17 protein-coding genes and 1 pseudogene are annotated in these 22,022 nt (G+C 73.7%); 7 read left to right on the plus strand and 11 right to left on the minus strand.

From position 1 onward, the window contains the following. Nucleotides 1–23: 23 nt before the first annotated feature. From EDD39_RS01280 to EDD39_RS01300, 5 genes are read right to left on the minus strand one after another with little or no spacing between them, the layout of a single operon-like run. Nucleotides 24–800 carry an amino acid ABC transporter ATP-binding protein gene (locus tag EDD39_RS01280; RefSeq protein ID WP_030457758.1) on the minus strand — a complete coding sequence of 259 codons (777 nt, stop codon included), beginning with the start codon at nt 798–800 and terminating at the stop codon, nt 24–26. Continuing rightward, nucleotides 797–1,744 carry an amino acid ABC transporter permease gene (locus EDD39_RS01285; RefSeq protein ID WP_123552948.1) on the minus strand — a complete coding sequence of 316 codons (948 nt, stop codon included), beginning with the start codon at nt 1,742–1,744 and terminating at the stop codon, nt 797–799. Before EDD39_RS01285 ends, EDD39_RS01280 begins: the two co-directional genes overlap by 4 nt. Before the next feature lie 14 nt (nt 1,745–1,758). Then, complete coding sequence (locus EDD39_RS01290; protein WP_123552950.1) at nt 1,759–2,685, minus strand: ABC transporter substrate-binding protein; 927 nt, start codon at nt 2,683–2,685, stop codon at nt 1,759–1,761. Further along, nucleotides 2,682–3,200 (minus strand): GNAT family N-acetyltransferase, encoded by a 519-nt coding sequence (locus tag EDD39_RS01295; protein WP_123552952.1) that lies wholly within the window; start codon nt 3,198–3,200, stop codon nt 2,682–2,684. Before EDD39_RS01295 ends, EDD39_RS01290 begins: the two co-directional genes overlap by 4 nt. Next, nucleotides 3,197–4,348: an LLM class flavin-dependent oxidoreductase gene (locus tag EDD39_RS01300; protein WP_123552954.1), complete on the minus strand. Its 1,152-nt coding sequence runs from the start codon at nt 4,346–4,348 to the stop codon at nt 3,197–3,199. The genes EDD39_RS01295 and EDD39_RS01300 overlap by 4 nt, the downstream gene beginning before the upstream one ends. A gap of 580 nt (nt 4,349–4,928) precedes the next feature. On the opposite strand from EDD39_RS01300, the gene EDD39_RS01305 reads away from it, so the two are divergent. From EDD39_RS01305 to EDD39_RS01315, 3 genes are all read left to right on the plus strand, one after another. After that, nucleotides 4,929–5,903 carry an amino acid ABC transporter permease gene (locus EDD39_RS01305; RefSeq protein WP_123552956.1) on the plus strand — a complete coding sequence of 325 codons (975 nt, stop codon included), beginning with the start codon at nt 4,929–4,931 and terminating at the stop codon, nt 5,901–5,903. Nucleotides 5,904–5,908: 5 nt separating this feature from the next. Then, entirely contained in the window at nt 5,909–7,795 is a 1,887-nt protein-coding gene (locus EDD39_RS01310; protein ID WP_208765592.1) for an FAD/NAD(P)-binding protein, read from the plus strand. 88 nt (nt 7,796–7,883) lie between these two features. Next, on the plus strand, nt 7,884–10,160 hold the full coding sequence (locus EDD39_RS01315; RefSeq protein ID WP_123552960.1) for an FdhF/YdeP family oxidoreductase: 2,277 nt from the start codon (nt 7,884–7,886) through the stop codon (nt 10,158–10,160). A 79-nt stretch (nt 10,161–10,239) separates the two neighbouring features. On the opposite strand, the gene EDD39_RS01320 is transcribed toward EDD39_RS01315, so the two are convergent. Next, on the minus strand, nt 10,240–11,730 hold the full coding sequence (locus EDD39_RS01320; protein ID WP_123552962.1) for a C40 family peptidase: 1,491 nt from the start codon (nt 11,728–11,730) through the stop codon (nt 10,240–10,242). A gap of 334 nt (nt 11,731–12,064) precedes the next feature. Here EDD39_RS01320 and EDD39_RS01325 point away from each other — a divergent pair, with 334 nt between their 5' ends. Both EDD39_RS01325 and EDD39_RS01330 read left to right on the plus strand, forming a co-directional pair. Next, complete coding sequence (locus EDD39_RS01325) at nt 12,065–13,228, plus strand: inorganic phosphate transporter (RefSeq protein WP_123552964.1); 1,164 nt, start codon at nt 12,065–12,067, stop codon at nt 13,226–13,228. A 14-nt stretch (nt 13,229–13,242) separates the two neighbouring features. Next, on the plus strand, nt 13,243–13,470 hold the full coding sequence (locus tag EDD39_RS01330; RefSeq protein ID WP_030457768.1) for a hypothetical protein: 228 nt from the start codon (nt 13,243–13,245) through the stop codon (nt 13,468–13,470). Between the two features lie 107 nt (nt 13,471–13,577). Here the strand turns inward: EDD39_RS01330 and EDD39_RS01335 are convergent. Continuing rightward, nucleotides 13,578–15,095, minus strand: a pseudogene (locus EDD39_RS01335) (MDR family MFS transporter); the annotation flags it as partial. A 177-nt stretch (nt 15,096–15,272) separates the two neighbouring features. After that, on the minus strand, nt 15,273–15,737 hold the full coding sequence (locus EDD39_RS01340; RefSeq protein WP_244256557.1) for a MarR family winged helix-turn-helix transcriptional regulator: 465 nt from the start codon (nt 15,735–15,737) through the stop codon (nt 15,273–15,275). 118 nt (nt 15,738–15,855) lie between these two features. Between EDD39_RS01340 and EDD39_RS01345 the strand changes: the two genes are divergently transcribed. Continuing rightward, a complete protein-coding gene (locus EDD39_RS01345) occupies nt 15,856–16,899 on the plus strand; it encodes an ABC transporter permease (protein WP_123552971.1) in 1,044 nt (347 codons plus the stop codon). A 58-nt stretch (nt 16,900–16,957) separates the two neighbouring features. Here EDD39_RS01345 and EDD39_RS01350 read toward each other — a convergent pair whose 3' ends face one another. The 3 genes from EDD39_RS01350 to EDD39_RS01360 form a co-directional block, all read right to left on the minus strand. Beyond that, entirely contained in the window at nt 16,958–17,485 is a 528-nt protein-coding gene (locus tag EDD39_RS01350; RefSeq protein WP_123552973.1) for a GtrA family protein, read from the minus strand. Nucleotides 17,486–17,565: 80 nt separating this feature from the next. Next, nucleotides 17,566–19,959, minus strand: a complete 2,394-nt coding sequence (gene lon, locus EDD39_RS01355) for an endopeptidase La (protein WP_123552974.1) — start codon at nt 19,957–19,959, stop codon at nt 17,566–17,568. 180 nt (nt 19,960–20,139) lie between these two features. Next, nucleotides 20,140–20,871: a rhomboid-like protein gene (locus EDD39_RS01360; protein WP_123552977.1), complete on the minus strand. Its 732-nt coding sequence runs from the start codon at nt 20,869–20,871 to the stop codon at nt 20,140–20,142. Between the two features lie 303 nt (nt 20,872–21,174). On the opposite strand from EDD39_RS01360, the gene EDD39_RS01365 reads away from it, so the two are divergent. Continuing rightward, complete coding sequence (locus EDD39_RS01365) at nt 21,175–21,909, plus strand: response regulator transcription factor (RefSeq protein WP_193588041.1); 735 nt, start codon at nt 21,175–21,177, stop codon at nt 21,907–21,909. Nucleotides 21,910–22,022 lie beyond the last annotated feature (113 nt).

The following is a 22,022-nucleotide window of genomic DNA, read 5'->3' on the forward strand; positions in this document are numbered from 1 at the left end:
ACTCCTTAGAGCCGGAAGGGGGTTCAGAGCACCTTGGCGAGGAAGGCGCGGGTGCGTTCGTGCTGCGGGTCGTCCAGCACCTGGGCGGGCGGGCCCTGTTCGACCACCACGCCGCCGTCCATGAACACCACGGTGTCGGCGACCTCGCGGGCGAAGCCGATCTCGTGGGTGACCACGATCATGGTGGTGCCGGTGCGGGCCAGGTCCTTGATCACGTCGAGCACCTCGCCGACCAGTTCGGGGTCGAGCGCGGAGGTCGGCTCGTCGAACAGCAGCACCTTGGGCTCCAGGGCGAGCGCCCGGGCGATGGCGACCCGCTGCTGCTGGCCGCCGGAGAGCCGGCGCGGGTACTCGTCGGCCTTGTCGGCGAGGCCGACCCGCTCCAGCAGGTCGCGGGCCCTGGCCCGGGCCTCGGCCTTGGGGACGCCGAGCGCGCCGACCGGGGCCTCGACCAGGTTCTCCAGCACGGTCAGGTGCGGGAACAGGTTGAAGTTCTGGAACACGAAGCCGAGCCGGGTGCGCTGCCTGAGCACCTCCCGCTCGGGCAGTTCGCGCAGCTTGTCGCCGACCCGCCGGTAGCCGATCAGCTCGCCGTCCACCCGGACGTGGCCCCGGTCGAGCTTCTCCAGGTGGTTGACCGCCCGCAGCAGGGTGGACTTGCCGGAGCCGGACGGGCCGAGCACCACCGTGACGGTGCCTGGCCGCACGTCCAGGTCGATGCCCCGCAGCACCTCCAGCCGCCCGAACCGCTTGTGCACGCCGCGCACTTCGACCATGGCCGTCGCGCCTTCGCCGCTCATGCCCGATCCTCCTCGTTCTCGGTGGCGGCGGCCCGCAGCCGCTGCCAGGGGGTGGGCGGCGCGCCGCGCCCGCTGCCGCGGGCGAAGTGGCGCTCGACCCGGTACTGGACCAGCGAGAGCGCGGTGGTCAGCAGCACGTACCAGACGGTGGCGACCATCAGCAGCGGCACCACCCGGCCGGTGCGGCCGTAGATCACCTGCACCTGGTAGAAGAGCTCGCCGATCGCCATCACGTAGACGATCGAGGTGCCCTTGAACAGCGAGATCACCTCGTTGGCGGCGTTCGGCAGGATGCCGCGCATGGCCTGCGGCAGCACGATCCGCCGGGCCTGCCTCAGCCGCGGGATGCCGAGCGCGGCGGCCGCTTCGAGCTGTCCGGCGTCCACCGCGAGCACCCCGCCGCGGATGATCTCGGCGGCGTACGCGGCCTGGTGCAGGGCCAGGCCGAGGACGGCCGCGCCGAGCGCGCCGAGCAGGTCCGTGGTGCCGAAGGAGGCGAAGGTCGGGCCGAACGGGACGCCGATCCCGATCCGCTTGTACAGGTAGGCCAGGTTGAACCAGAACACCAGCTGTACGATCAGCGGGATCGAGCGGAACGCCCACACGTACGTCCAGGCGATGGTGCGCAGGATCGGGCTGCCGGACAGCCGCAGCGCGGCGATCACCGCGCCCAGTGCGAAGCCCAGGACGGTGCCGTAGGCGGTGAGTTGGAGGGTGGTGCCGACCGCGCGCAGGATGCTGTCGGAGAACACGAAGGCGCGGAAGGTCGGCCAGTCCCAGCCGGGGTTGACCGCCAGCCCGTGGGCGAACTGGGCGGCCGGCACCAGGGCGGCCAGGCCGGCCGCCAGCCGCCACGGGCGGCGGTGCGGGACGATCGTCAGCTCCGGCCCGTCGTCGGCGGGTTGTCGTAGCGGAAGGGTCTTCTCGGGGGTCACGGCGGTCATCGGGGGCTCCGTGGTCAGGGGTGCTCGGGCGGGTTGATCAGGGATTCGGTGATCGCCGAGTCGGCGGTGCCCCACTTGGCCAGGATCTTCCGGTAACTGCCGTCCTTGATCAGCTCGTTGACGGCGGCCTGGAAGGCGGGGGTGAGCGGCGAGCCCTTCTTGAACGCGAAGCCGACGTCGAGGCGGTGGTACTCGCCCAGGAAGCGGGTCTTCGCGCCGGGCTGGTTCGCCTGGTAGCGCAGGCCGTTGATGGTGGACATCACCGCGTCCAGCCGGCCCTGCTGGAGGCCGGTGACCACGGCGCCGTTCTCGGAGAACACCTTGACCTCGTACGGCTTCCTGCCGGCCTGCGCGCAGACGTCCTTCTTGGCGTTCAGGGTGGCCTCGAAGGTGGTGCCGGCGCCGGTGCCGATGGTCAGGCCGCACAGCTGGGCCAGGTCGGTGACGGTGGTCAGCGCGGTGTTGTCGGCGCGCACCGCGAAGCCCTGGCCGTCGTCGATGTAGGTGACGAAGTCGACGGTCTTCAACCGGGCCGCGGTGACGCCGAAGTTGCCGGTGCCGACGTCGTACTTGCCGCTGCCGAGCGCGGGCAGGATGGTCTCGAACGCGGCGTCCTCGCGCTGCACCTTCACCCCGAGCACCGCGGCGACGGCGTTGACCAGGTCGACGTCCAGCCCGGTGAGCTCCTTCCTGCCCTCCGGGTAGTACGCCCCGGGCGGGGTGCCGACCGCGCCGCCGAGCTTGATGGTGCCGGCGGCCCGCACCTCGGCGGGCAGCAGCGCGGCGGCCGCCTCGCTCCTGCGCACGTCCGACAGCACGTCCTGGCCGGGCTGGACGCCGACCGGCGCGGCCTTCGGGGCGGCCGCCGGGTCGGAGCCGCAGCCCGCCAGTGCCAGGGCGGCGACGGTGGCCAGCGCGAGGGCGGGGAGGTGGCGCTTCATCGGGTCGGTGCCTTTCCGGCCGCCGCGGCGGCCGTGCCAGTGGTGGGCAGGTGCTTCTCGAACGGGAGCGGCCGGAACTCCTCCGGGGCCGCGCCGGGGTCGAACAGGGGGGTGTAGCCGGCCGCCAGGTAGAGGCCCTTGGCCTCGGGCTGGCGCGGGCCGGTGGTCAGGAGGACCCGGCGGTAGCCGGCCTCCCGGGCGGCGGACTCCAGTTCGGCCAGCACCCGGCGGCCCAGGCCCTGGCGGCGGTGCGCGGCGGCGGTCCACATCCGCTTCACCTCGGCGGTGCGCGGGTCGCGGTGGCGGCGGTAGGCGCCGCCCGCCACCGGCACGCCGTCGCGCAGCAGCAGGAGCAGCAGCCCGTCGGGCGGGGTGAACTCCTCGGCGCCGTGGCGGGCCATCTCCTCGTGGCCGCCGGGCCCGTAGCGGGTGACGTACTCGTGGGTGAGCTCGCGGATCAGCGGCTCGGTGAGAGGGTCGCCGAGGACGGCCCGCTCGACGGTCAGGGCGCTCATGCGGCAGCGGCCCCGGCCCGGCCCCGGGCCGCACCGGCGTCGGCGTCGGCGGCCTTGGCGGCGTCCCGCTTGGCGACCTCCTCGCGGACGATCGGGATGACGTGGCGGCCGAAGTCGATCGCGTCGCCGACGTGGTCGTAGCCGCGGGCGGAGAGGATGTCCACGCCGAGGTCGTAGTAGTCGAGCAGCGCCTGGGCGACCGTCTCGGGCGTGCCGACCAGGGCGTTGGAGTTGCCCGCGCCGCCGGTGGCGGCGGCGGTCGGGGTCCACAGCGCGCGGTCGTAGCGCTCGCCGGCCTCGGCGATCTCCACCAGCCGCCGCGAGCCGGCGTTCTCCGGCCCGGCGCCGCCGGTGGGTCGGCGGCGGACCAGGTCGTTCGCCTCCCGGCGGTCCTTGATCGCGGCGACCGTGCGGTGCGCCTTCTCCCAGGCGAGTTCCTCGGTGGGCGCGATGATCGGCCGGAAGGCGACCTGGATCCGCGGGGTGCCGGTGCGCCCGGCGGCCCTGGCGGCGGCCTTCACCAGCTCGATCTGCTCGGCGGTGCGGGCCAGCGGTTCGCCCCACAGCGCGTAGATGTCGGCCTCGGCGCCGCCGGCCGCGAACGCGGCGGGCGAGGAGCCGCCGAAGGAGACGTCCGGCCGGGGCTGCTGGACCGGGAAGACGTCCGAGACGAAGTCGTTGAAGCGGTAGAACTCGCCCTCGTGGTCGAAGGGTTCGCGGCTGGTCCAGGCCCGCTTGACGATGCCGATGTACTCGCGGGTGCGGTCGTAGCGGCGGTCCTTGGGCAGGAAGTCGCCCTCGCGCTGCTGCTCGTGGTCGTTGCCGCCGGTGATGAAGTGCACGGTGAGCCGGCCGTCGCTGATCCGGTCCAGGGTGGCGAAGGTCTTGGCGGCGAAGGTCGGGTACGAGACGTTCGGGCGGTGCGCGAGCAGGATCTGCAGTTTGTCGAGCTTGGCGGCGAGGTACGCGGCGGCGGCCGCGGGCTCGGGCGAGCCGGCGCCGTAGGCGAACAGCACCCGGTCCCAGCCGTGGTCCTCGTGGGCGCGGGCCAGTCGCAGCGTGTAGTCGCGGTCGAAGGCGTGGGTGGTGCGGGCGGTGGTCTCCGAACCGTCGCCGGTGGCGGCGATTCCGAGGAACTCGACGGGCATGGCTGACCTCTTCCGGTCGGGTGGGGCCGCGTCCGGGCAGGCCGGGGGACGCCCCGGCGGGCGGGTGCGGACGGAGGTGGCGGGTGGGGAGGACGGGCGCGGGCGCGTGACGGTGCGCCGGCTCAGGAGCGAGCGGGGAGTGCCAGGGGGCGGCAGCGTGCGCCTGTCGATCCGTCCGGACGGACGGCTTCCCGGCCCGCGCAGGGGCGACCGAGGGAGGACTCCCGGTGGGGAGAAGGGCCGGTCAGGCGGCCCGCTGCCGGGTCAGCCGCGACACGCGGCGGACCACACCCGACCGAAGTCGATGTGGCCCCGCGTCACGAGGGCGGGCTGCTCGGCTGTCATGTCGAACAGTTGAGCAGTGCCGCCGACGGCCCGTCAACCTTTCCGCCGGGGACGAAACACCGGCGTCACACCAGCCTCCTTGACAGCCGCCGCTCGCTCGCGCGTACGATCGAAACGGAGCGAGAACTGCCCGGGCCCGGCCGAACTGCCGCCAGGCCCAGCCGCGTTGAGGGACGCGGCGCGCGTGAGTGACGGCATGCGGCCACCACCCGCCCCGCCGCCCGTTGGAGCCACCATGGCCTCGCCCGCCGTCCCGTCCGCCGGACTCCGGTCCGCCGCCCCGCCCACCGCACCCGCCGCACCCGCGCCCGAAGCCGTTCCGGCCGGGCTGCCGATCGTGCCCCGCCGCCGTCCCGGGCGCTACGTCAGCGGCGGCCTGGCGCTGCTCGCCACCGCCCTGCTGGTGCGCTCGCTGGCCGGCAACCCGGCCTTCGAGTGGCCGGTGGTCGGCGCCTACCTGACCTCGGTGTCGATCCTGCGCGGCCTGCTGCTGACGCTGTGGCTGACCGGCGCGGTGACGGCCCTCGGCTTCGCCCTGGGCACGGTGCTGGCGGTGGCCAGGCTCTCCGGCAACCCGGTGCTGCAGAGCCTGAGTTGGGGCTTCGTGTGGGTCTTCCGGGCCACTCCGCTGCTGGTCCAGCTGCTGTTCTGGTTCAACATCGGCGCGCTGTACCCGGAGCTGTCGCTGCGCCTGCCGTTCGGCGGCGAGCTGTTCGCGGTGCGGACCGTCGACCTGCTCGGCCCGGCGCTCACCGCGGTGATCGGGCTGACCCTGCACGAGGCCGCGTTCGCCGCCGAGGTGGTGCGCTCCGGCGTCCAGTCGGTCGACCAGGGCCAGTTGGAGGCGGCCGCCTCGCTGGGCCTGGGCCGCGGCCGGGTGCTGCGCCGGATCGTGCTGCCGCAGGCGATGCGGGCGATCCTGCCGCCGGCCGGGAACATGCTGATCGGCACCCTCAAGGGCACCTCGGTGATCAGCGTGCTGGCCGTCCACGACCTGCTGTTCTCCGCCCAGTTGGTCTACAACCAGACGTACCAGGTGATCCCGCTGCTGCTGGTGGCGACCCTCTGGTACGTGGCGGTGACCAGCGTGCTGTCGGTCGGCCAGTACTACCTGGAGCGGCACTTCGCCCGCGGCGCCACCCGCGCCGGGCTGCCGCCGACCCCGTGGCAGCGGGCCCGGGCGGTCGTCCGGCGCGCGGTCGGGCGGTGAGCGCGGTGCCCGTCCTGGTCGTGGTCGGGGCCGGTCCGCGGGGCACCGGCCTGCTTGAGCGGATCGCCGCCAACGCCCCCGAACTGCTCGGCCCCGGCGTGGAGCTGGACGTCCACCTGGTCGACCCGCACCCGCCCGGCGGGGGCCGGATCTGGCGGCGCGCGCAGTCCCCGCTGCTGCGGATGAACTCGATGGCCGAGGACGTCACCATGTTCACCGACGAGCGCACCACCATGGACGGCCCGGTCCGCCCCGGCCCCTCGCTCGCCGAGTGGGCCGCCGACCCGGCCGCCCACCCCCCGCACCTGCCGGTCGAGGACCCGGAGGTGGCCGCGGAGCTGCGCACCCTGGCCCCCACCGACTTCCCGACCCGGCGGGTCCAGTCCGCCTACCTGGACTGGACGCTGCGCCGGGCCGCCGCCGAACTCCCGGACAACGTACGGCTGTTCGTCCACCGGGACACCGCCCTGCGGATCACCGGCGACCCGGCCGGCCCGCAGCGCGTCCACCTCTCCGGCACCGTGCTGCTCGCCGACCGGGTGGTGCTCGCCCTCGGCCACCTGGACTCCGCGCCCGGCCCCGACACCGCCGCCGCCCGCGCCTTCGCCGCCCGGCACGGCCGCAGCTACCTGCCGCCCGCGTTCACCGCCGACGCCGACCTGTCCGGCCTGGCCCCCGGCGAGCACGTGCTCGTCCGCGGCCTCGGCCTGGCCTTCGTCGACCTGGTCGCGCTGCTCACCGAGGGCCGCGGCGGCCGCTTCACCCCGCGCCCCGGCGGCGGCCTGCGCTACCACCCGTCCGGCCGCGAACCGGTGCTGCACGCGGGCTCCCGGCGCGGCGTCCCGTACCACGCCAAGACCGGCTACCGGCTCCAGGGCCCGCCCCCGCCGCTGCCCCGCCACTTCGGCCCCGACCTCGAACTCCCGGACGGGACCATCGAGTTCAAGCGCGACCTGTGGCCCGCCATGGCCAAGGAGATCGGCTTCGGCTACTACCACGAGCTGTTCCACGGCCACCCCGAACGCACCGCCCTGCCCTGGGCCGAGTTCCTCGCCGCCCACGACCGCCTCCCCTGGTACGGCCCCGAGCGCGCCGCCCTGGTCGCCGCCGCCGTCCCCGACCCCGAGGACCGGCTCGACCTGGAGCGCCTGGACCGCCCGCTGGCCGGCCTGCGGGCCGGCAGCCCCGCCGAGCTCCAGCAGCACCTGCGCGCCCACCTGCGCGCCGACCTGGCCCGCCGCTCCGACCTGCGGCACAGCGCCGACCTCGGCGCCTTCCACGCCCTGCTCTCGCTCTACGGCCAACTCGTCCGCCTGCTGCCCGTCCACCCGCTCACCGCCCGCTCCACCGCCGCCGAACTCGACGGCTGGTGGCAGGGCTTCTTCTCCTTCTACGCCTCCGGCCCGCCCGGCTTCCGGCTGGAGCAGCTGCTCGCCCTCTCCGACGCCGGCCTGCTGCACTTCCTCGGCCCCGACCTGCGGGTCGACCTCGACGAGCAGCACGGCACCTTCCGCGCCTCCTCCCCCGCCCTGCCCGGCCACCACGTCCACGGCACCGCCCTGGTCGACGCCTTCCTGCCCCGGCACGACCTCGGCCGCACCGGCGACCCGCTGCTGCGCCACCTGCTGCGCGAGGGCCGGATCGACGAGGAGGAGCTGACCGACCCGGACGGCCACCGCTACCGCTCCGGCCTGGTCCGCACCGACCCCGACGCCCGCCTGCTCGACCCCGCCCTCGGCGGCCGCCCGCACCCGCGCCGCACCGCCCTCGGCGCCCCCACCACCACCCGCGCCCCGGCCGCCTTCGCCCGCCCGCGCACCGACGCCCCGTCCTTCCGGCAGAACGACGCCGTCGCCCGCCGCCTGCTCACCGAACTCCAGAAGGAGGAGTGAACCCCCGGGAGAGCCGACCGCCGCCGCACGACACCCCCACCCGCACCGGATACGCTCCAAGCACCCCGAGCCCTCCGGAGAACCCGCCATGGCCAAGCAGCCCCCGCACCGCGACCCCGACCAGGACGCGCCGCAGATCTCCCCGCCGGCCCACGCCGCCGCCGGGCTGCCCGCGATCGGGCACACCCTGCGGATGGCCGCCGAGCAGATGTCCCCGGGCCGGACGCTGGCCACCCTGCGCCGGATCAACCAGCCCGGCGGCTTCGACTGCCCGGGCTGCGCCTGGCCCGAGCCGGACAAGCCGCACCTGGCCGAGTTCTGCGAGAACGGCGCCAAGGCCGTCGCCGAGGAGGCCACCGAGCGCCGGATCACCCCGGCCTTCTTCGCCGAGCACCCGGTCGCCGACCTCGCCGAGCGCTCCGGCTACTGGCTCGGCCAGCAGGGCCGGCTCACCACCCCGATGCTGCTGGACGAGGGCGCCACCCACTACGTGCCGATCGGCTGGGACGACGCCTTCGCGCTGGTCGCCGAGGAGTTGACCGCGCTCGGCTCCCCGGACGGGGCCGCGTTCTACACCTCCGGCCGGACCTCCAACGAGGCCGCCTTCGCGTACCAGCTGTTCGCCCGCCGGTTCGGCACCAACAACCTGCCGGACTGCTCCAACATGTGCCACGAGTCCTCGGGTTCGGCGCTCACCGAGACGCTCGGCGTCGGCAAGGGCAGCGTCTCGCTCAAGGACCTGTACCAGGCCGACCTGATCATCGTGGCGGGCCAGAACCCGGGCACCAACCACCCCCGGATGCTCTCCGCCCTGGAGCGCGCCAAGCGGGCCGGCGCGAAGATCGTCAGCGTCAACCCGCTGCCCGAGGCCGGCCTGGAGCGGTTCAAGAACCCGCAGACCCCGCGCGGCCTGGTCGGCGGCGGCACCAAGCTCACCGACCTGTTCCTGCAGATCCGGCTCGGCGGCGACCTGGCCCTGTTCCGCGCCCTCAACCACCTGCTGCTCGGCACCCCGGGCGCCGTCGACGAGGCGTTCGTCGCCGAACACTGCGCCGGCTACCGGGAGTTCGCCGCCGAGGCCGCCGAGCTGGACCGGGACGCCGTGCTGCGCGCCACCGGCCTGCCCTGGGCGCAGATCGAGGAGCTGCACCGCCTGGTGCTCGGCTCGCAGAAGGTCATCGTCTGCTGGGCGATGGGCCTCACCCAGCACAAGCACTCCGTCCCCACCATCCGCGAGGTGGTCAACTTCCTGCTGCTGCGCGGCAACGTGGGCCGCCCGGGCGCCGGGGTCTGCCCCGTCCGCGGGCACAGCAACGTGCAGGGCGACCGCACCATGGGCATCTTCGAACGCCCCTCCGCGGCCTTCCTGGACGCCCTGGGCAAGGAGTTCGCCTTCGAGCCGCCGCGCGCGCACGGCCACGACACCGTGGACACCATTCGGGCGATGCGCGACGGCCGGGTGAAGGTGTTCTTCGCGCTGGGCGGCAACTTCGTCTCCGCGAGCCCCGACACCGACGCCACCGAGGCCGCGATGCGCCGCTGCCGGCTCACCGTGCACGTCTCCACCAAGCTGAACCGCTCGCACCTGGTCACCGGCGCCCGCGCGCTGATCCTGCCCACCCTCGGCCGCACCGACCGCGACCTGACCGCCGCCGGACAGCAGTTCGTCAGCGTCGAGGACTCCATGGGCATGGTGCACTCCTCCCGCGGCGGCCTGCGCCCGCCCGCGCCCGGCCTGCTCTCCGAGGTCGCCATCGTCACCCGCCTCGCCCGCGCCGTCCTCGGCCCCCAGGACCCCACCCCCTGGGAGGAGTTCGCCCTCGACTACGACCGGATCCGCGAGCGGATCGCCCGGGTCGTGCCCGGCTTCGACGACTACAACGCCAGGGTCCGCCGCCCCGGCGGCTTCGCCCTCCCGCACGCCCCGCGCGACAGCCGCACCTTCCCCACCGCCACCGGGAAGGCCAACTTCACCGTCAACCCGCTGACCGCCCCCGAGGTCCCCGCGGGCCGCCTGCTGCTCCAGACGCTCCGCTCGCACGACCAGTACAACACCACCGTCTACGGCCTGGACGACCGCTACCGCGGCATCACCGGCGGCCGCCGGGTGGTCCTGGTCAACCCCGCCGACGCCGCCGAACTCGGCCTCGCCGACGGGCAGTTCGTCGACCTGGTCGGCGAGTGGAGCGACGGCGCCGAACGCCGCGCCCCGCGCTTCCGGGTCGTCCACTACCCCGTCGCCCGCGGCGGCGCCGCCGCCTACTACCCCGAGACCAACGTCCTGGTCCCGCTGGACTCCACGGCCGACATCAGCAACACCCCGACCTCCAAGTCGGTCCTGGTCCGGCTGGAACCGGCCGGCTGACCGCGGGCCCGGCGGGCGGACCGCGGAGACGGCGAGGGGCCGGCGGCGCTGCTGCGCCGCCGGCCCCTCGCGTTCGTCCTCAGCCCGCCGACCGGCTCCCCGAGGGCGTCACCGAATCGGCCGCGCTCGGCGAGCCCCCGGTGCCGGACGCCGTGACGCTGCTCGGCGCCGTGCCGGCACCGGGCGTCCCCGTACCGCTGGGCGTGCCCGTCCCGGTACCGCTCGGCGGGGCGGAGGCGGAGCCCGAACCGCTGGGCGCGCCCGACCCGCTCGGCGATCCCGACCCGCTCGGCGATCCGCTGGGCGAGGCCGACCCGGAGGGGTCCGCCGGCGTCCCGGTCGGCGTCCCGGTCGGCGTCCCGGGCGCGGTCGGGGTCGGCGTCGGCGTCGCGGGCGGGGTCGGCAGCGTCGAGGGCTTGGCGGGCTGGATCTTCACCGCGCCCAGCGGCACGTCCGGCACCTTCCACTCGCCGCCCGCGACGTCCGGCGCGTCGTCCCCGTCCGGCCGGACCGCGCCCAGGATCGGCATCGCGCCCATCTGCGAGACCTTCACCACGTCGCCGGTGTGCGGGGCCTGCACGATCAGGCCGCCGCCGATGTACATCCCGATGTGGGTGGCGCCGCCGAAGTAGACGATCAGGTCACCGGGCCGGACCTGGTTCAGCGGGACGTGCTTGAGCTGCGCCCACTGCTCCTGGCTGGTGCGCGGGATGGCCTGCCCGGCGTGCAGCCAGGCCTGCGAGGTGAGGCCGGAGCAGTCGAACACGTCCGGCCCGGCACCGCCCCACACGTAGTCCTTGCCGAGCTGCTGCAGCGCCCAGGCGACCGCCTTGCGGCCCATCGCCGACGGCGTCCGCTCGCCCTTGCCGATCGCCCCGGAGGCCAGGAAGGCCAGCTGGGCCTCGTTCGCCTCCTGCTTCTCCAGCTCGGCCAGCTCGTCGCGCTGGGCGCCGGTGAGCGAGCCGACCAGCTGCTCGACCTCGGCCAGCTTCTGCGCGACGTCGTTCTTCGCCTTCTCCTGCTCGGCGGCCAGCGCCTGCGACTGGGCGACGGCCTGCTCGGCGGCGGTCCGCAGCGCGGCCAGGGTGTCCCGGTCCGACTTGAGCCGGTCCAGGAAGTCCTTCTGCGAGCGCCCGGCGGAGTTCAGCAGCTCGGCGATGACCACGGCCTCGTACGGGTTCTCGGCCATCAGCAGCTCGGCGTACCCGGAGACCTGGTTGTTGCGGTACTGCGCGGCGGCGAGCTGCGAGGCCAGGTCGCTGCCGGCGTCGACGGCCTCCTGCTGCCGGGTGGCCCGGTTCTTCAGGTCCTCGACGGTGGTCTGCTGCTCGGCGAGCTTGGCGACGGTGCCGTTGTACTGCTCGGTGGCGGTCTCGGCCTGCTGGTACAGGGCGTGCAGCTGGTCGAGCAGCGGTCCGAGGGTGCGCTTGGCGTCGGCCAGCGGGTCGGACCCGGCGGAGACCTTCGGCGCACCGCCCGGTTCGGGTATCGCGTACGCCGCGGAACTGAAGAACGGCAGGGTGAGCGCGGCGGCGGCGAGGACCGCCCCGCAGCGCAGCGCGGCGCGCACCCAAGGCCGCAGTCCCGTCGATTCGGTCCGCTGCCCAGCCCCCATCGGCCGGCCCTCCCCTGGTTGTCCGTCGGCGATCGGACCGATCCTGCCACGTGGAGGGCGGTTCGGGGCAGGCCCTTTCCGGACCGCCGGGTGAATTCTCATCCGGTCCGGGATGTGAGAACGGTCTCACCGCAGGGCCCTGACCTCCATGGGAATCCGACAGTCCGGCAACTCCCGGGCCACTGACGGAACCCCGACTCCGCATCCAGTTAACCTCCCGTTCACCGAGGCTTCCTACCTTCACCGAGGACAGCAACGTCAGTCCGACCACTACGACGATTGTTTGGGTATGGAACACATCACGTTCCTGGTGGCCGTTGTGATCATCACGGCGCTCGCCTTCGACTTCACCAACGGCTTCCACGACACCGCCAACGCGATGGCCACCTCCATCGCCACCGGCGCGCTCAAGCCCAAGGTCGCCGTCGCCATCGCGGCGGTGCTGAACTTCGCCGGTGCCTTCCTCTCCGTGAAGGTCGCCACCACCATCTCGGGCGGCCTCGTCAACGAGAAGGCCGGACTGCAGCCCTCGATCATCTTCGCCGCCCTGGTCGGCGCGATCCTGTGGAACCTGCTGACCTGGCTCAAGGGCCTGCCCTCGTCCTCCTCGCACGCCCTGTACGGCGGCCTGATCGGCGCCACCGTGGTCGGGGTCGGCCTGCACGGCGTGAACTTCTCCACCGTGCTCTCCAAGATCCTGATCCCGGCGGTCGCCTCCCCGATCATCGCGGGCCTGGCCTCCTGGGGCGCCACCAAGCTGGCCTACCTGATCACCCGGGGCGCGCCGAAGGAGGGCACCGAGAAGGGCTTCCGCCGGGGGCAGGTCCTCTCCTCCTCGCTGATCTCGCTCGCGCACGGCACCAACGACGCGCAGAAGACCATGGGCATCATCACGCTGACCCTGATCTCGACCGGCGCCCTGCACAAGGGCGACAACCCGCCGGTCTGGGTGATCGTCAGCGCCGGTCTGGCCATCGCGCTCGGCACCTACATGGGCGGCTGGCGGATCATCCGCTCGATGGGCTCCGGCCTGGCCGACATCCGGCCGCCGCAGGGCTTCGCCTCGGAGACCGCGGCCGCGACGGTGATCCTGACCTCCTCGCACATGGGCTACGGCCTGTCCACCACCCAGGTCTGCTCCGGCGGCATCATGGGCGCGGGCCTGGGCGGCCCGTCCGGCAAGCTGCGCTGGGGCATGGTCCGCCGGATGGCCTACACCTGGGGCCTGACCCTGCCGGCCGCCGCCGTGGTCTCCGGCGTGGCCGCGCTGGTCGCCGACCGCGGCAACTGGGGCGTGGCGCTGGTGGGCCTGGCGCTGGTGGCGGGTGCCGGTTCGATGTGGCTGGTCTCGCGCCGCCAGCCGGTGCACGCGGACAACGTCAACGAGGTGGACGCGGCCCCCGCGACCCTCGAACTGCCCACCGCCGCCGCCCCGGCCACCCTCGCGGCCTGAGAGGAACCCCCGTCATGAACATCAAGTGGGCCGCACTGGCCGAGACCGCGGGCGTCAGCCTGCTCGTCACCGTCGCCGTGGTCGCCGTCTTCGCGCTCGGCAACCTCGCGCTGTCCCGCCGGGAGGCCGCCGTCGCGGCGGGTACCGGCAGGGGCGTCCCGGCCCTGGTCGCCGCGGGCGTCTGCTTCGCGGCCTGCACGGCCGTGGTGCTGTACGGCATCTCGCTGATCGCCGCCAAGTAGCGCGCCGCGCACGACGAAGGGCCCCGCCGTGCGGCGGGGGCCCTTCTCGCATGTCGTCGCGGTCCGCGGACCGGTCGGGGTCAGTCGGCGACCAGCTCCGTCTGCTTGGCCCCGGCGGGGGCGGCTGGCCGCTCCTCGTTGGAGGTCCGCAGCGGCACCTCGCGGATGAACAGCACCAGCAGGAAGCCGACCACCGCGAACGGCGCGGCGATCAGGAACACCGTGCCGACGCCGTGCCCGTACGCGTCGGTGATCAGCGGGACGATCTGCGCGGGCAGCCTCTTGAGGTCCGGGATGCCGTCGCCGCCCGCCCCGGCGGCGGGGATCCCGGCCTTGGCGAAGTTCTCCGCCGCGTAGCTGGCCACCTTGTGGCCGAGCAGCGCGCCGAGCGCGGAGACGCCCATCGCGCCGCCCATGGTGCGGAAGAAGGTGACCACCGAGCTGGCCGCGCCGAGCTCGTTGCGCGGCACCGTGTTCTGCACCGCGAGCACCAGGTTCTGGCTGGTCAGGCCGAGGCCGATGCCGGCCAGCAGCATGTAGAGGGCGAGCAGGGTGTACGCGGTGTCGGCCCGGGCGGTGCCCATCAGGCCGAGGCCGGCGGCGAGCAGCACGGTGCCGGCGACCAGGAAGCCCTTCCACTTGCCGTACTTGGTGATCAGCCTGCCGGCCACGGTGGAGGAGACCGCCAGGCCGAGGATCATCGGCAGGGTGAGTAGGCCGGCCTGGGTGGGCGACTTCTCCTTGGCGAGCTGGAAGTACTGGCCCAGGAAGGTGGTGGTGCCGTACATCCCGACGCCGACGAAGGCGCTGGCCAGCGCGGCGAGCGCGACGGTGCGGTGGCGGAACAGGTCGAGCGGGATCAGCGGTTCGGCGGCGCGCTTCTCGACCGCGACGAACAGGCCGGCCAGCGCCAGGCCGCCGAGCACCATGACGGCGGTCTGCCAGGAGACCCAGTCGTAGTTCTTGCCGGCCAGCGAGATCCAGATCATCAGCAGGCTGACGGCGGCGGTGATCAGCGTCGCGCCCAGGTAGTCGATCTTCGGCTTGCGGGCGGCGGCCTCGGGGAGCTTGAGGGTGCGCTGCAGGACCAGGATGGCGACGAGCGCGAACGGGACGCCGACGTAGAAGCACCAGCGCCAGCCGAGCCAGGAGGTGTCCACGATGACGCCGCCGATCAGCGGGCCGCCGATGGTGGCGAGCGCGAAGACCGCGCCGAAGTAGCCGCTGTAGCGGCCGCGTTCGCGCGGCGGGACCATCGCGGCCAGGCAGATCTGGCCGAGCGCGATCACGCCGCCGGCGCCGATGCCCTGGAGCACCCGGCAGAAGATCAGCATGCCGATGCTCTGCGACAGGCCGGCCAGCGCCGAGGAGAGCACGTAGATCACCATGGCGATCTGGACCAGCAGCTTCTTGCTGACCAGGTCGGAGAGCTTGCCCCAGAGCGGGGTGGCGGCGGTGATCGACAGCAGGGCGGCGGTGACCACCCAGGTGTACGCGGACTCGCCGCCGTGCAGGTCGGTGAGGATCCGCGGGAGCGCGTTGGAGACGACCGTGGAGGAGAGCACGGCCACGAACAGGCCGAGCAGCAGGCCCGAGAGGGCTTCGAGGACTTGGCGGTGGGACATCTGGACCTGCGGTGGTGCCTTGAGGGTCGTCGACATGCGCTTCCTTCGACTAAAAATTCGTTGCCTCAAGCAACTATACGCGGATAGTTGACTGAGGCAACTTTCTTCAAGTCCAAGTAAAGGTACGCCCGGTCGAGGAGCGCTCGGGATCCGCTGCCGTCGAGGCGGAAGCCCTGGTCAGACCCCCTCGGTCAGCTCGTTGAACCGCTCCAGCAGCCGGGCGAACTGCTCCAGCTCGGTCGGCTCCCACCCGGCCAGCGAGGCCCGGAACCGGTCCATCCGCCGCTCCCGGGCCGCCGCGAACCGCCGCTCGCCCTCCTCGGTCAGCGACACCAGCGAGGCCCGCCGGTCCAGCGGGTCGGTCTCCCGCCGCAGCAGCCCCAGCTCCTCGATCGCCCGGATCTGCCGGCTCACCGTGGCCTTGCCCACCCCGAAGTGCAGCCCGACGTCGGTCACCCGGGCCCGCCCGGACTCCCGGATGAACCCGAGCAGCACGTACGCCCCGGCCTCCAGCTCGGGGTGCACCAGCCGGGAGATCTCGGCGGCCCGCGCCCGGCTGCGCCGGAACAGGGTCGCCACCTCGCGCTCGACCGCGAGGAACGCCAGTTCGGCGGGGCTCCGCCGGTCCGAGGGGTCACTCATGGCGCTCAGTATCGCGCAGCTCGCGCCTCCCCCGACACGCAACTGTTTCATGATATGAAGTATCCGTTTTGCCTCTTTTGAACCACTCGCCCCCTCTACCCCAAGGAGACGCCCCACCATGGCCCACACGGCAGAGCCGGCCAAGGGATTCCTCGGCGAACTCCGGGACGCGGTCACCCCGCGCGCGTTCTTCCTGGTCGTCGCCGTCCTGCTGCTGCAGCTCGGCTTCATCACCTCCTACGTGGGCGCCCTGCACCACCCGACGCCGCACGAGCTGTCCATCGCGGTGGTCGCCCCGCCCGAGGTCGCGCCCAAGCTGGTCGGCGCGCTGGAGTCCGTCCCGGACGACGCCGTGCGCGCCTCCACCGCACCCGACGCGGCCACCGCCGAGGCCCGGATCAAGGACCAGAAGATCTACGCGGCCTGGGTGGTCGACCCGGCCGGCACCGAGGACCGGCTGCTGGTCGCCGAGGCCCGCGGCCCGGCCGCCTCCACCGCCGCCGAGGCCGTCGTCACCAAGCTGGCCGCCTCCCAGGGCCGCACTGTCGCGGTGGACGACACCGTCCCGCTGGCCGCCGGCGACGCCAAGGGCCTGTCCGCCTTCTACCTGGTGATCGGCTGGTGCGTGGGCGGCTACCTGGTCGCCTCGATCCTCGGGATCAGCGCCGGCTCCCGCCCCGCCAACACCGGCCGGGCGGTGCTGCGGCTCGGCACGCTCGCGCTCTACTCGGTCGCGGCCGGCCTGGGCGGCGCGCTGATCATCGGCCCGGTCCTGGACGCGCTGCCCGGCTCGATCGCCGGACTCACCGGCCTGGGCGCGCTGGTGGTCTTCTCGGTCGGCGCCGTCACGATGGCCCTGGAGTGCCTGTTCGACGTGGTCGGCATCGGCCTCGCGGTGCTGCTCTTCGTCGTGCTGGGCAACCCCAGCGCGGGCGGGGTCTACCCGGCCCCGATGCTGCCCGCCTTCTGGCGGGCGATCGGCGAGTGGATCCCGAACGGGGCCGGCACCTCCGCGGCCCGCTCGATCGCCTACCTGGACTCCACCAACCTCACCGTGCCGTTCCTGGTGCTGGCGCTCTGGGCGGTGCTCGGCGTCGCGGTGACCTTCCTCGCGGTGGTCCGCCGCCCGCAGTTCGGCCGCCCCATCCCGCCCGAGGACTGACCCGGCCCGCCCGAGGTCCGACCCCGCCCGCCCGAGGACCGACCCGGCCCGGGCGGGGTCAGACCCGCTCGGGCGCCCGCCCCGGCTGCTGGTCGCCGGCCGCCCGCTCGGACAGCTCGGTGAACACGAAGCGGTTCATCGCCCAGAACCGGAACGCCATCGCCAGCAGGGTGCCGATGATCATCCCGCTGAAGAAGTCGGCGAGCTCCTGGGTGAAGTGGCTCACGTCCGGCGTCCGGAAGTCGAACAGGTACCGGGACGCCACCAGCGGGAGGTCGTTCACCCCCACCGCCAGCGCGCTGACCACGAAGAACCCGGCCGCCTCCCGCTTGCGCCCGGCCGCGCGGAACGACCACTGCCGGTTCAGCACGTACGAGATCACCGTGGTCACCACGGTGGCGATGGTGAGCGCCAGCACCGGCTTGCTGTCCAGCACGGTGGTCTTCAGCCCGAAGTTGATCAGCATGGTCAGGACGAAACAGGTTCCTCCGACCACGAGGAACTTCACCAGCTTGCGGTGCTTCACCAGGACCGGGCGGATGCGCTCGGGCACGAGGGCCAGCACGCGCTGCGTAGGGGACGGCATGCGGGAAGTGTCCCATCGGCGCGGAACGGAGACCAGCAGGGGCCCCGTGGAACGTGTCCACGGGGCCCCTGCTCCGGGTGTCAGGCCGCCGCCACCAGCACCTCGGCCGGCTCCAGGGCCAGCCGCAGCACCTCGCGGACGTCCGACACCGGGTGGACCGTCAGGCGCTCCAGCACCTCGGCGGGGACGTCGTCCAGGTCCGCCTCGTTGCGCTTGGGGATGATCACCGTGGTGACCCCGGAGCGGTCCGCGGCCAGCAGCTTCTGCTTGACGCCGCCGATCGGCAGCACCCGCCCGGTCAGCGACACCTCGCCGGTCATCGCCACGTCGGTGCGCACCTTGCGGCCGGACAGCAGCGAGGCCAGCGCCGCGGTCATGGTGATGCCCGCGCTCGGGCCGTCCTTCGGCACCGCGCCGGCCGGCACGTGCAGGTGGATGCCCCGCTTGCGCAGCCCGGTCACCGGCAGCTCCAGCTCGGCGCCGCGCGAGCGCAGGTAGGAGAGCGCGATGTGCGCCGACTCCTTCATCACGTCGCCCAGCTGGCCGGTCAGGGTCAGCCCGGTCGAGCCGGTCTCGGCGTCCGCCAGCGAGGCCTCGATGTAGAGGACGTCGCCGCCGGCCCCGGTGACCGCCAGCCCGGTGGCCACGCCCGGCACCGCGGTGCGCCGCTCGGCCGGCTCCTGCGCCGACTCCGGCACGTGGTGCGGCCGGCCCAGCAGGGCCCGCAGGTCGTCCGCGCCGACCGCGGCGGGCAGCTCGCGCTCGCCCAGCTCGGTCTGCGCGGCGACCTTGCGCAGGATCCGCGCGATCGACCGCTCCAGGTTCCGGACGCCCGCCTCCCGGGTGTACTCGGCGGCCAGCTTGCGCAGCGCCGCCTCGTCCACCGTCAGCTCGTCCCCGCCCAGGCCCGCCTTGGCGAGCTGGCGCGGCAGCAGGTGGTCGCGGGCGATGGCGACCTTCTCGTCCTCGGTGTAGCCGTCGAGCCGGACCAGGTCCATCCGGTCCAGCAGCGGCTCCGGGATGGCCTCCAGCACGTTCGCCGTGGCCAGGAACACCACGTCGGAGAGGTCGAGTTCGACCTCCAGGTAGTGGTCCCGGAAGGTGTGGTTCTGCGCCGGGTCGAGGACCTCCAGCAGGGCCGCCGCCGGGTCGCCCCGGTAGTCCGAGCCGACCTTGTCGATCTCGTCCAGCAGCACCACCGGGTTCATCGTCCCGGCCTCCTTGACCGCCCGGACGATCCGGCCGGGGATCGAGCCCACGTACGTCCGCCGGTGGCCGCGGATCTCCGCCTCGTCCCGCACGCCGCCGAGCGCGACCCGGACGAACGACCGGCCCATCGCCTTCGCGACGGACTCCCCCAGCGAGGTCTTGCCCACCCCGGGCGGCCCGACCAGCGCCAGCACCGCGCCTCCCCGGCGCCCGCCGATCTGGCCCAGGCCCTGGTCGGCCCGGCGCTTGCGCACCGCCAGGTACTCGACGATCCGGTCCTTCACGTCCGCCAGCCCGGTGTGGTCCGCGTCCAGCACGGCGCGGGCCCCGGCGATGTCGTACGCGTCCTCGGAGCGCTCGTTCCACGGCAGTTCGAGGACGGTGTCCAGCCAGGTGCGGATCCACGAGCCCTCGGGCGACTGGTCGCTGGCCCGCTCCAGCTTGTCGACCTCCTTGAGGGCGGCCTCGCGCACCTTCTCGGGCAGCGCGGCGGCCTCGACCCGGGCCCGGTAGTCCTCCTCCTCGGTGTCGGCCTCGCCGTTCAGCTCGGCCAGCTCCTTGCGCACCGCCTCCAGCTGGCGCCGCAGCAGGAACTCCTTCTGCTGCTTGGCCACGCCCTCCTCGACGTCCTTGCGGATCGAGTCGTTGACCTCCTCCTCCGCGAGGTGCTCGCGCAGCAGGCTCAGCGCGTACTCCAGCCGGGCCGGGCGGTCCGCCTCCAGCAGCACCTTCAGCTTCTGCTCGGCGGTCGCGAACGGCGCGTACCCGATGTTGTCGGCCAGCTCGCCGACGTCCTCGATCGCGGCCACCCGGTCGACGATCTGCCAGGCCCCGCGACGGCGCAGCCACTGCGTGGACAGCGCCTTGTACTCCTTGACCAGCTCGGCCGCCCGCCCCGCCACCGGCAGCCCCTGGTCCGACTCCTTGAACGGCGTGGTCTCCACCCACAGCGCGGCCCCCGGCCCGGTCGTCCCGGCCCCGATCCGCACCCGTCGCACCGCCCGCACCAGCGCCGCCGGGTCCCCGTCCGCCAGCCGCCCCACCTGCTCGACCGTCGCCAGCGCCCCCACCGCCGCGTACGACCCGTCCAGCCGCGGCACCAGCAGCACCTGCGGCTTCCCCCCGCCGCTCCCGGCCCGCGCCGCCTCCACGGCGGCCCGCACCTCGGGATTCGAAAGCTCCAGCGGAACCACCATGCCAGGGAGCACCACCTCGTCGTCGAGCGGCAGCACCGGCAGAGTGAGCGGAGCGGACATCGATGCCATGATCTCTCCCCAGTCAGTGAAGTTGAGCTGACCTGACTAAGGTCTGACGCCCCCCGATTGTTCCCCGCCCCGCGTTCACCCCCAGTGAACACACCCCGGCACAGCAGGAACCCCGCGCCCCGTCGGGGGCGCGGGGTCTCCGCGCGGGGCGGCAGGCGCGCGCCGGTGCGACGTGCGCGGTCACCCCTCCGCCGGGGCCGCCTTCGGCCGGCCCTGCGCGCCCCACACCGGCACCGGTCGCACCGTCCGCGCCCGTCGCGTCCGCCGCGGGCCGCGGGGCCCGCGCCCGCGCAGGAGCGGCCAGAGCGCGACGCCCACCCCCAGCGCGGCGGGGTGGCCGACCGAGGTGATCAGGTCGGGGTCAGTCAGCAGTTGGTGTCCGATCAGCGCGAGCCCGGCGCCGAGCGCGACCTTCCGTCCGGTCGGGCCGAGCAGTCCGGCGAGTGCGCCGAGCGAGGTGAGGACGCCGTAGGAGACGCCGATGTCCATCGCGTCGAGCAGGCCGGTCTCGGCTCCGCCGGCCGCCACCGCGGCCACCACGACGGCCTGCGAGAGCAGGGTCGCGGCGATGTGGCCGGCGCCGAAGACGCCGAGGGCACGAAGGCCGCCGATCCGTCGTTCCAAGGGTGCGACGGTGAGGGCGAAGGCCCAGAAGTAGGGCATCCAGACCGGTCCGGCGACCCACAGGCCGCTGCCGACCAGGGAGAGCGCGGGGTGGACGAGCAGGTTGTGCGCGTCGGTGGAGGAGAGCGACTGGAGCCGGTGCACGGTGTCCTGGTCGCCGAAGCGCGCGTAGAGGGTGGTGCCGAGCAGCAGGGCGAGGTAACCGAGGGCGAACGGGTTGGCCCGCGGCGTGGGCACGGCCCGGAGTCCGGGCCGGATCAGTCGTCGGCGCAGTTCCGCGCTGGTCATGGTGCCTCCCGGACGCTTCGTCGTGCCCACGATACGGGTGACGGGTGAGAGGTGTCTGAGGAACTTCTGTGAAGACCTCTGCCCGGGCACGTGCCGCTCGCACACGTACCGTTACAGCTCGCAAGTGCTGCGGGTAAGGTATCGGCCCGTGCCCGTCCGAGCGGGGACCTGCCAAACCTGCCCCGACCGCGGGCGGGGGCACTCAGCGCCGGAACGGCGCGACGGAAACAAGACGACTACGAGCGGAAGCCCGCCGTCCCCCCGGACGGCCGGCCCGCGAGCCCTGGGGGCGGTGGCGTGACCGTGACAGAGATTCAGCAAGAGCCGATCAGCAGTGGACCGGTGGGCACCCAGCGACGGGTGCTCGTCGTGGAGGACGAGCCCACCATCGCGGAGTCGATCGCGGCGCGGCTGGGGGCCGAGGGCTTCAAGGTGGCGGTGGCCCACGACGGGCCGGGCGCGGTGGACGGGTTCCACACCTGGCAGCCGGACCTGGTGGTGCTGGACATCATGCTGCCGGGCTTCGACGGCCTGGAGGTGTGCCGCCGGATCCAGGCGCAGCGCCCGGTGCCGGTGCTGATGCTGACCGCGCGGGACGACGAGACGGACCTGCTGGTGGGCCTGGGCGTCGGTGCGGACGACTACATGACCAAGCCGTTCTCGATGCGCGAGCTGGCGGCCCGGGTGAACGTGCTGCTGCGCCGGGTGGAGCGGGCCCAGCAGGCGGCCCGGACGCCCGCGCTGGGGTCCCTGCGGTTCGGCGAGCTGGAGATCGACCACGTGCAGCGCCGGGTCCGGCTGGGCAGCGGCGACGTGCACCTGACGCCGACCGAGTTCGACCTGCTGGCCTGCCTGGCGGCGCAGCCGCGCGCGGTGCTGACCCGCGAGCAGCTGCTGGCCGAGGTGTGGGACTGGACCGACGCGTCCGGCACCCGCACGGTGGACAGCCACGTGAAGGCGCTGCGCCGGAAGATCGGCGCGAGCTGGATCCGCACGGTGCACGGCGTGGGGTACGCGCTGGAGGCCCCGCTGTCCTGACCGGACGCCGCCGGTCCGGGCCCGCGGGCCCGTCCGCGGCGCGTCCGGCCCCCTCACCGAGGACAAGTCGCAGGGACACCATGACCTTTCCGCAGCAACGCAACGGGGAAGCC

Origin of the sequence: Kitasatospora cineracea, from assembly GCF_003751605.1 — a bacterium.
Lineage (GTDB): Bacteria > Actinomycetota > Actinomycetes > Streptomycetales > Streptomycetaceae > Kitasatospora > Kitasatospora cineracea.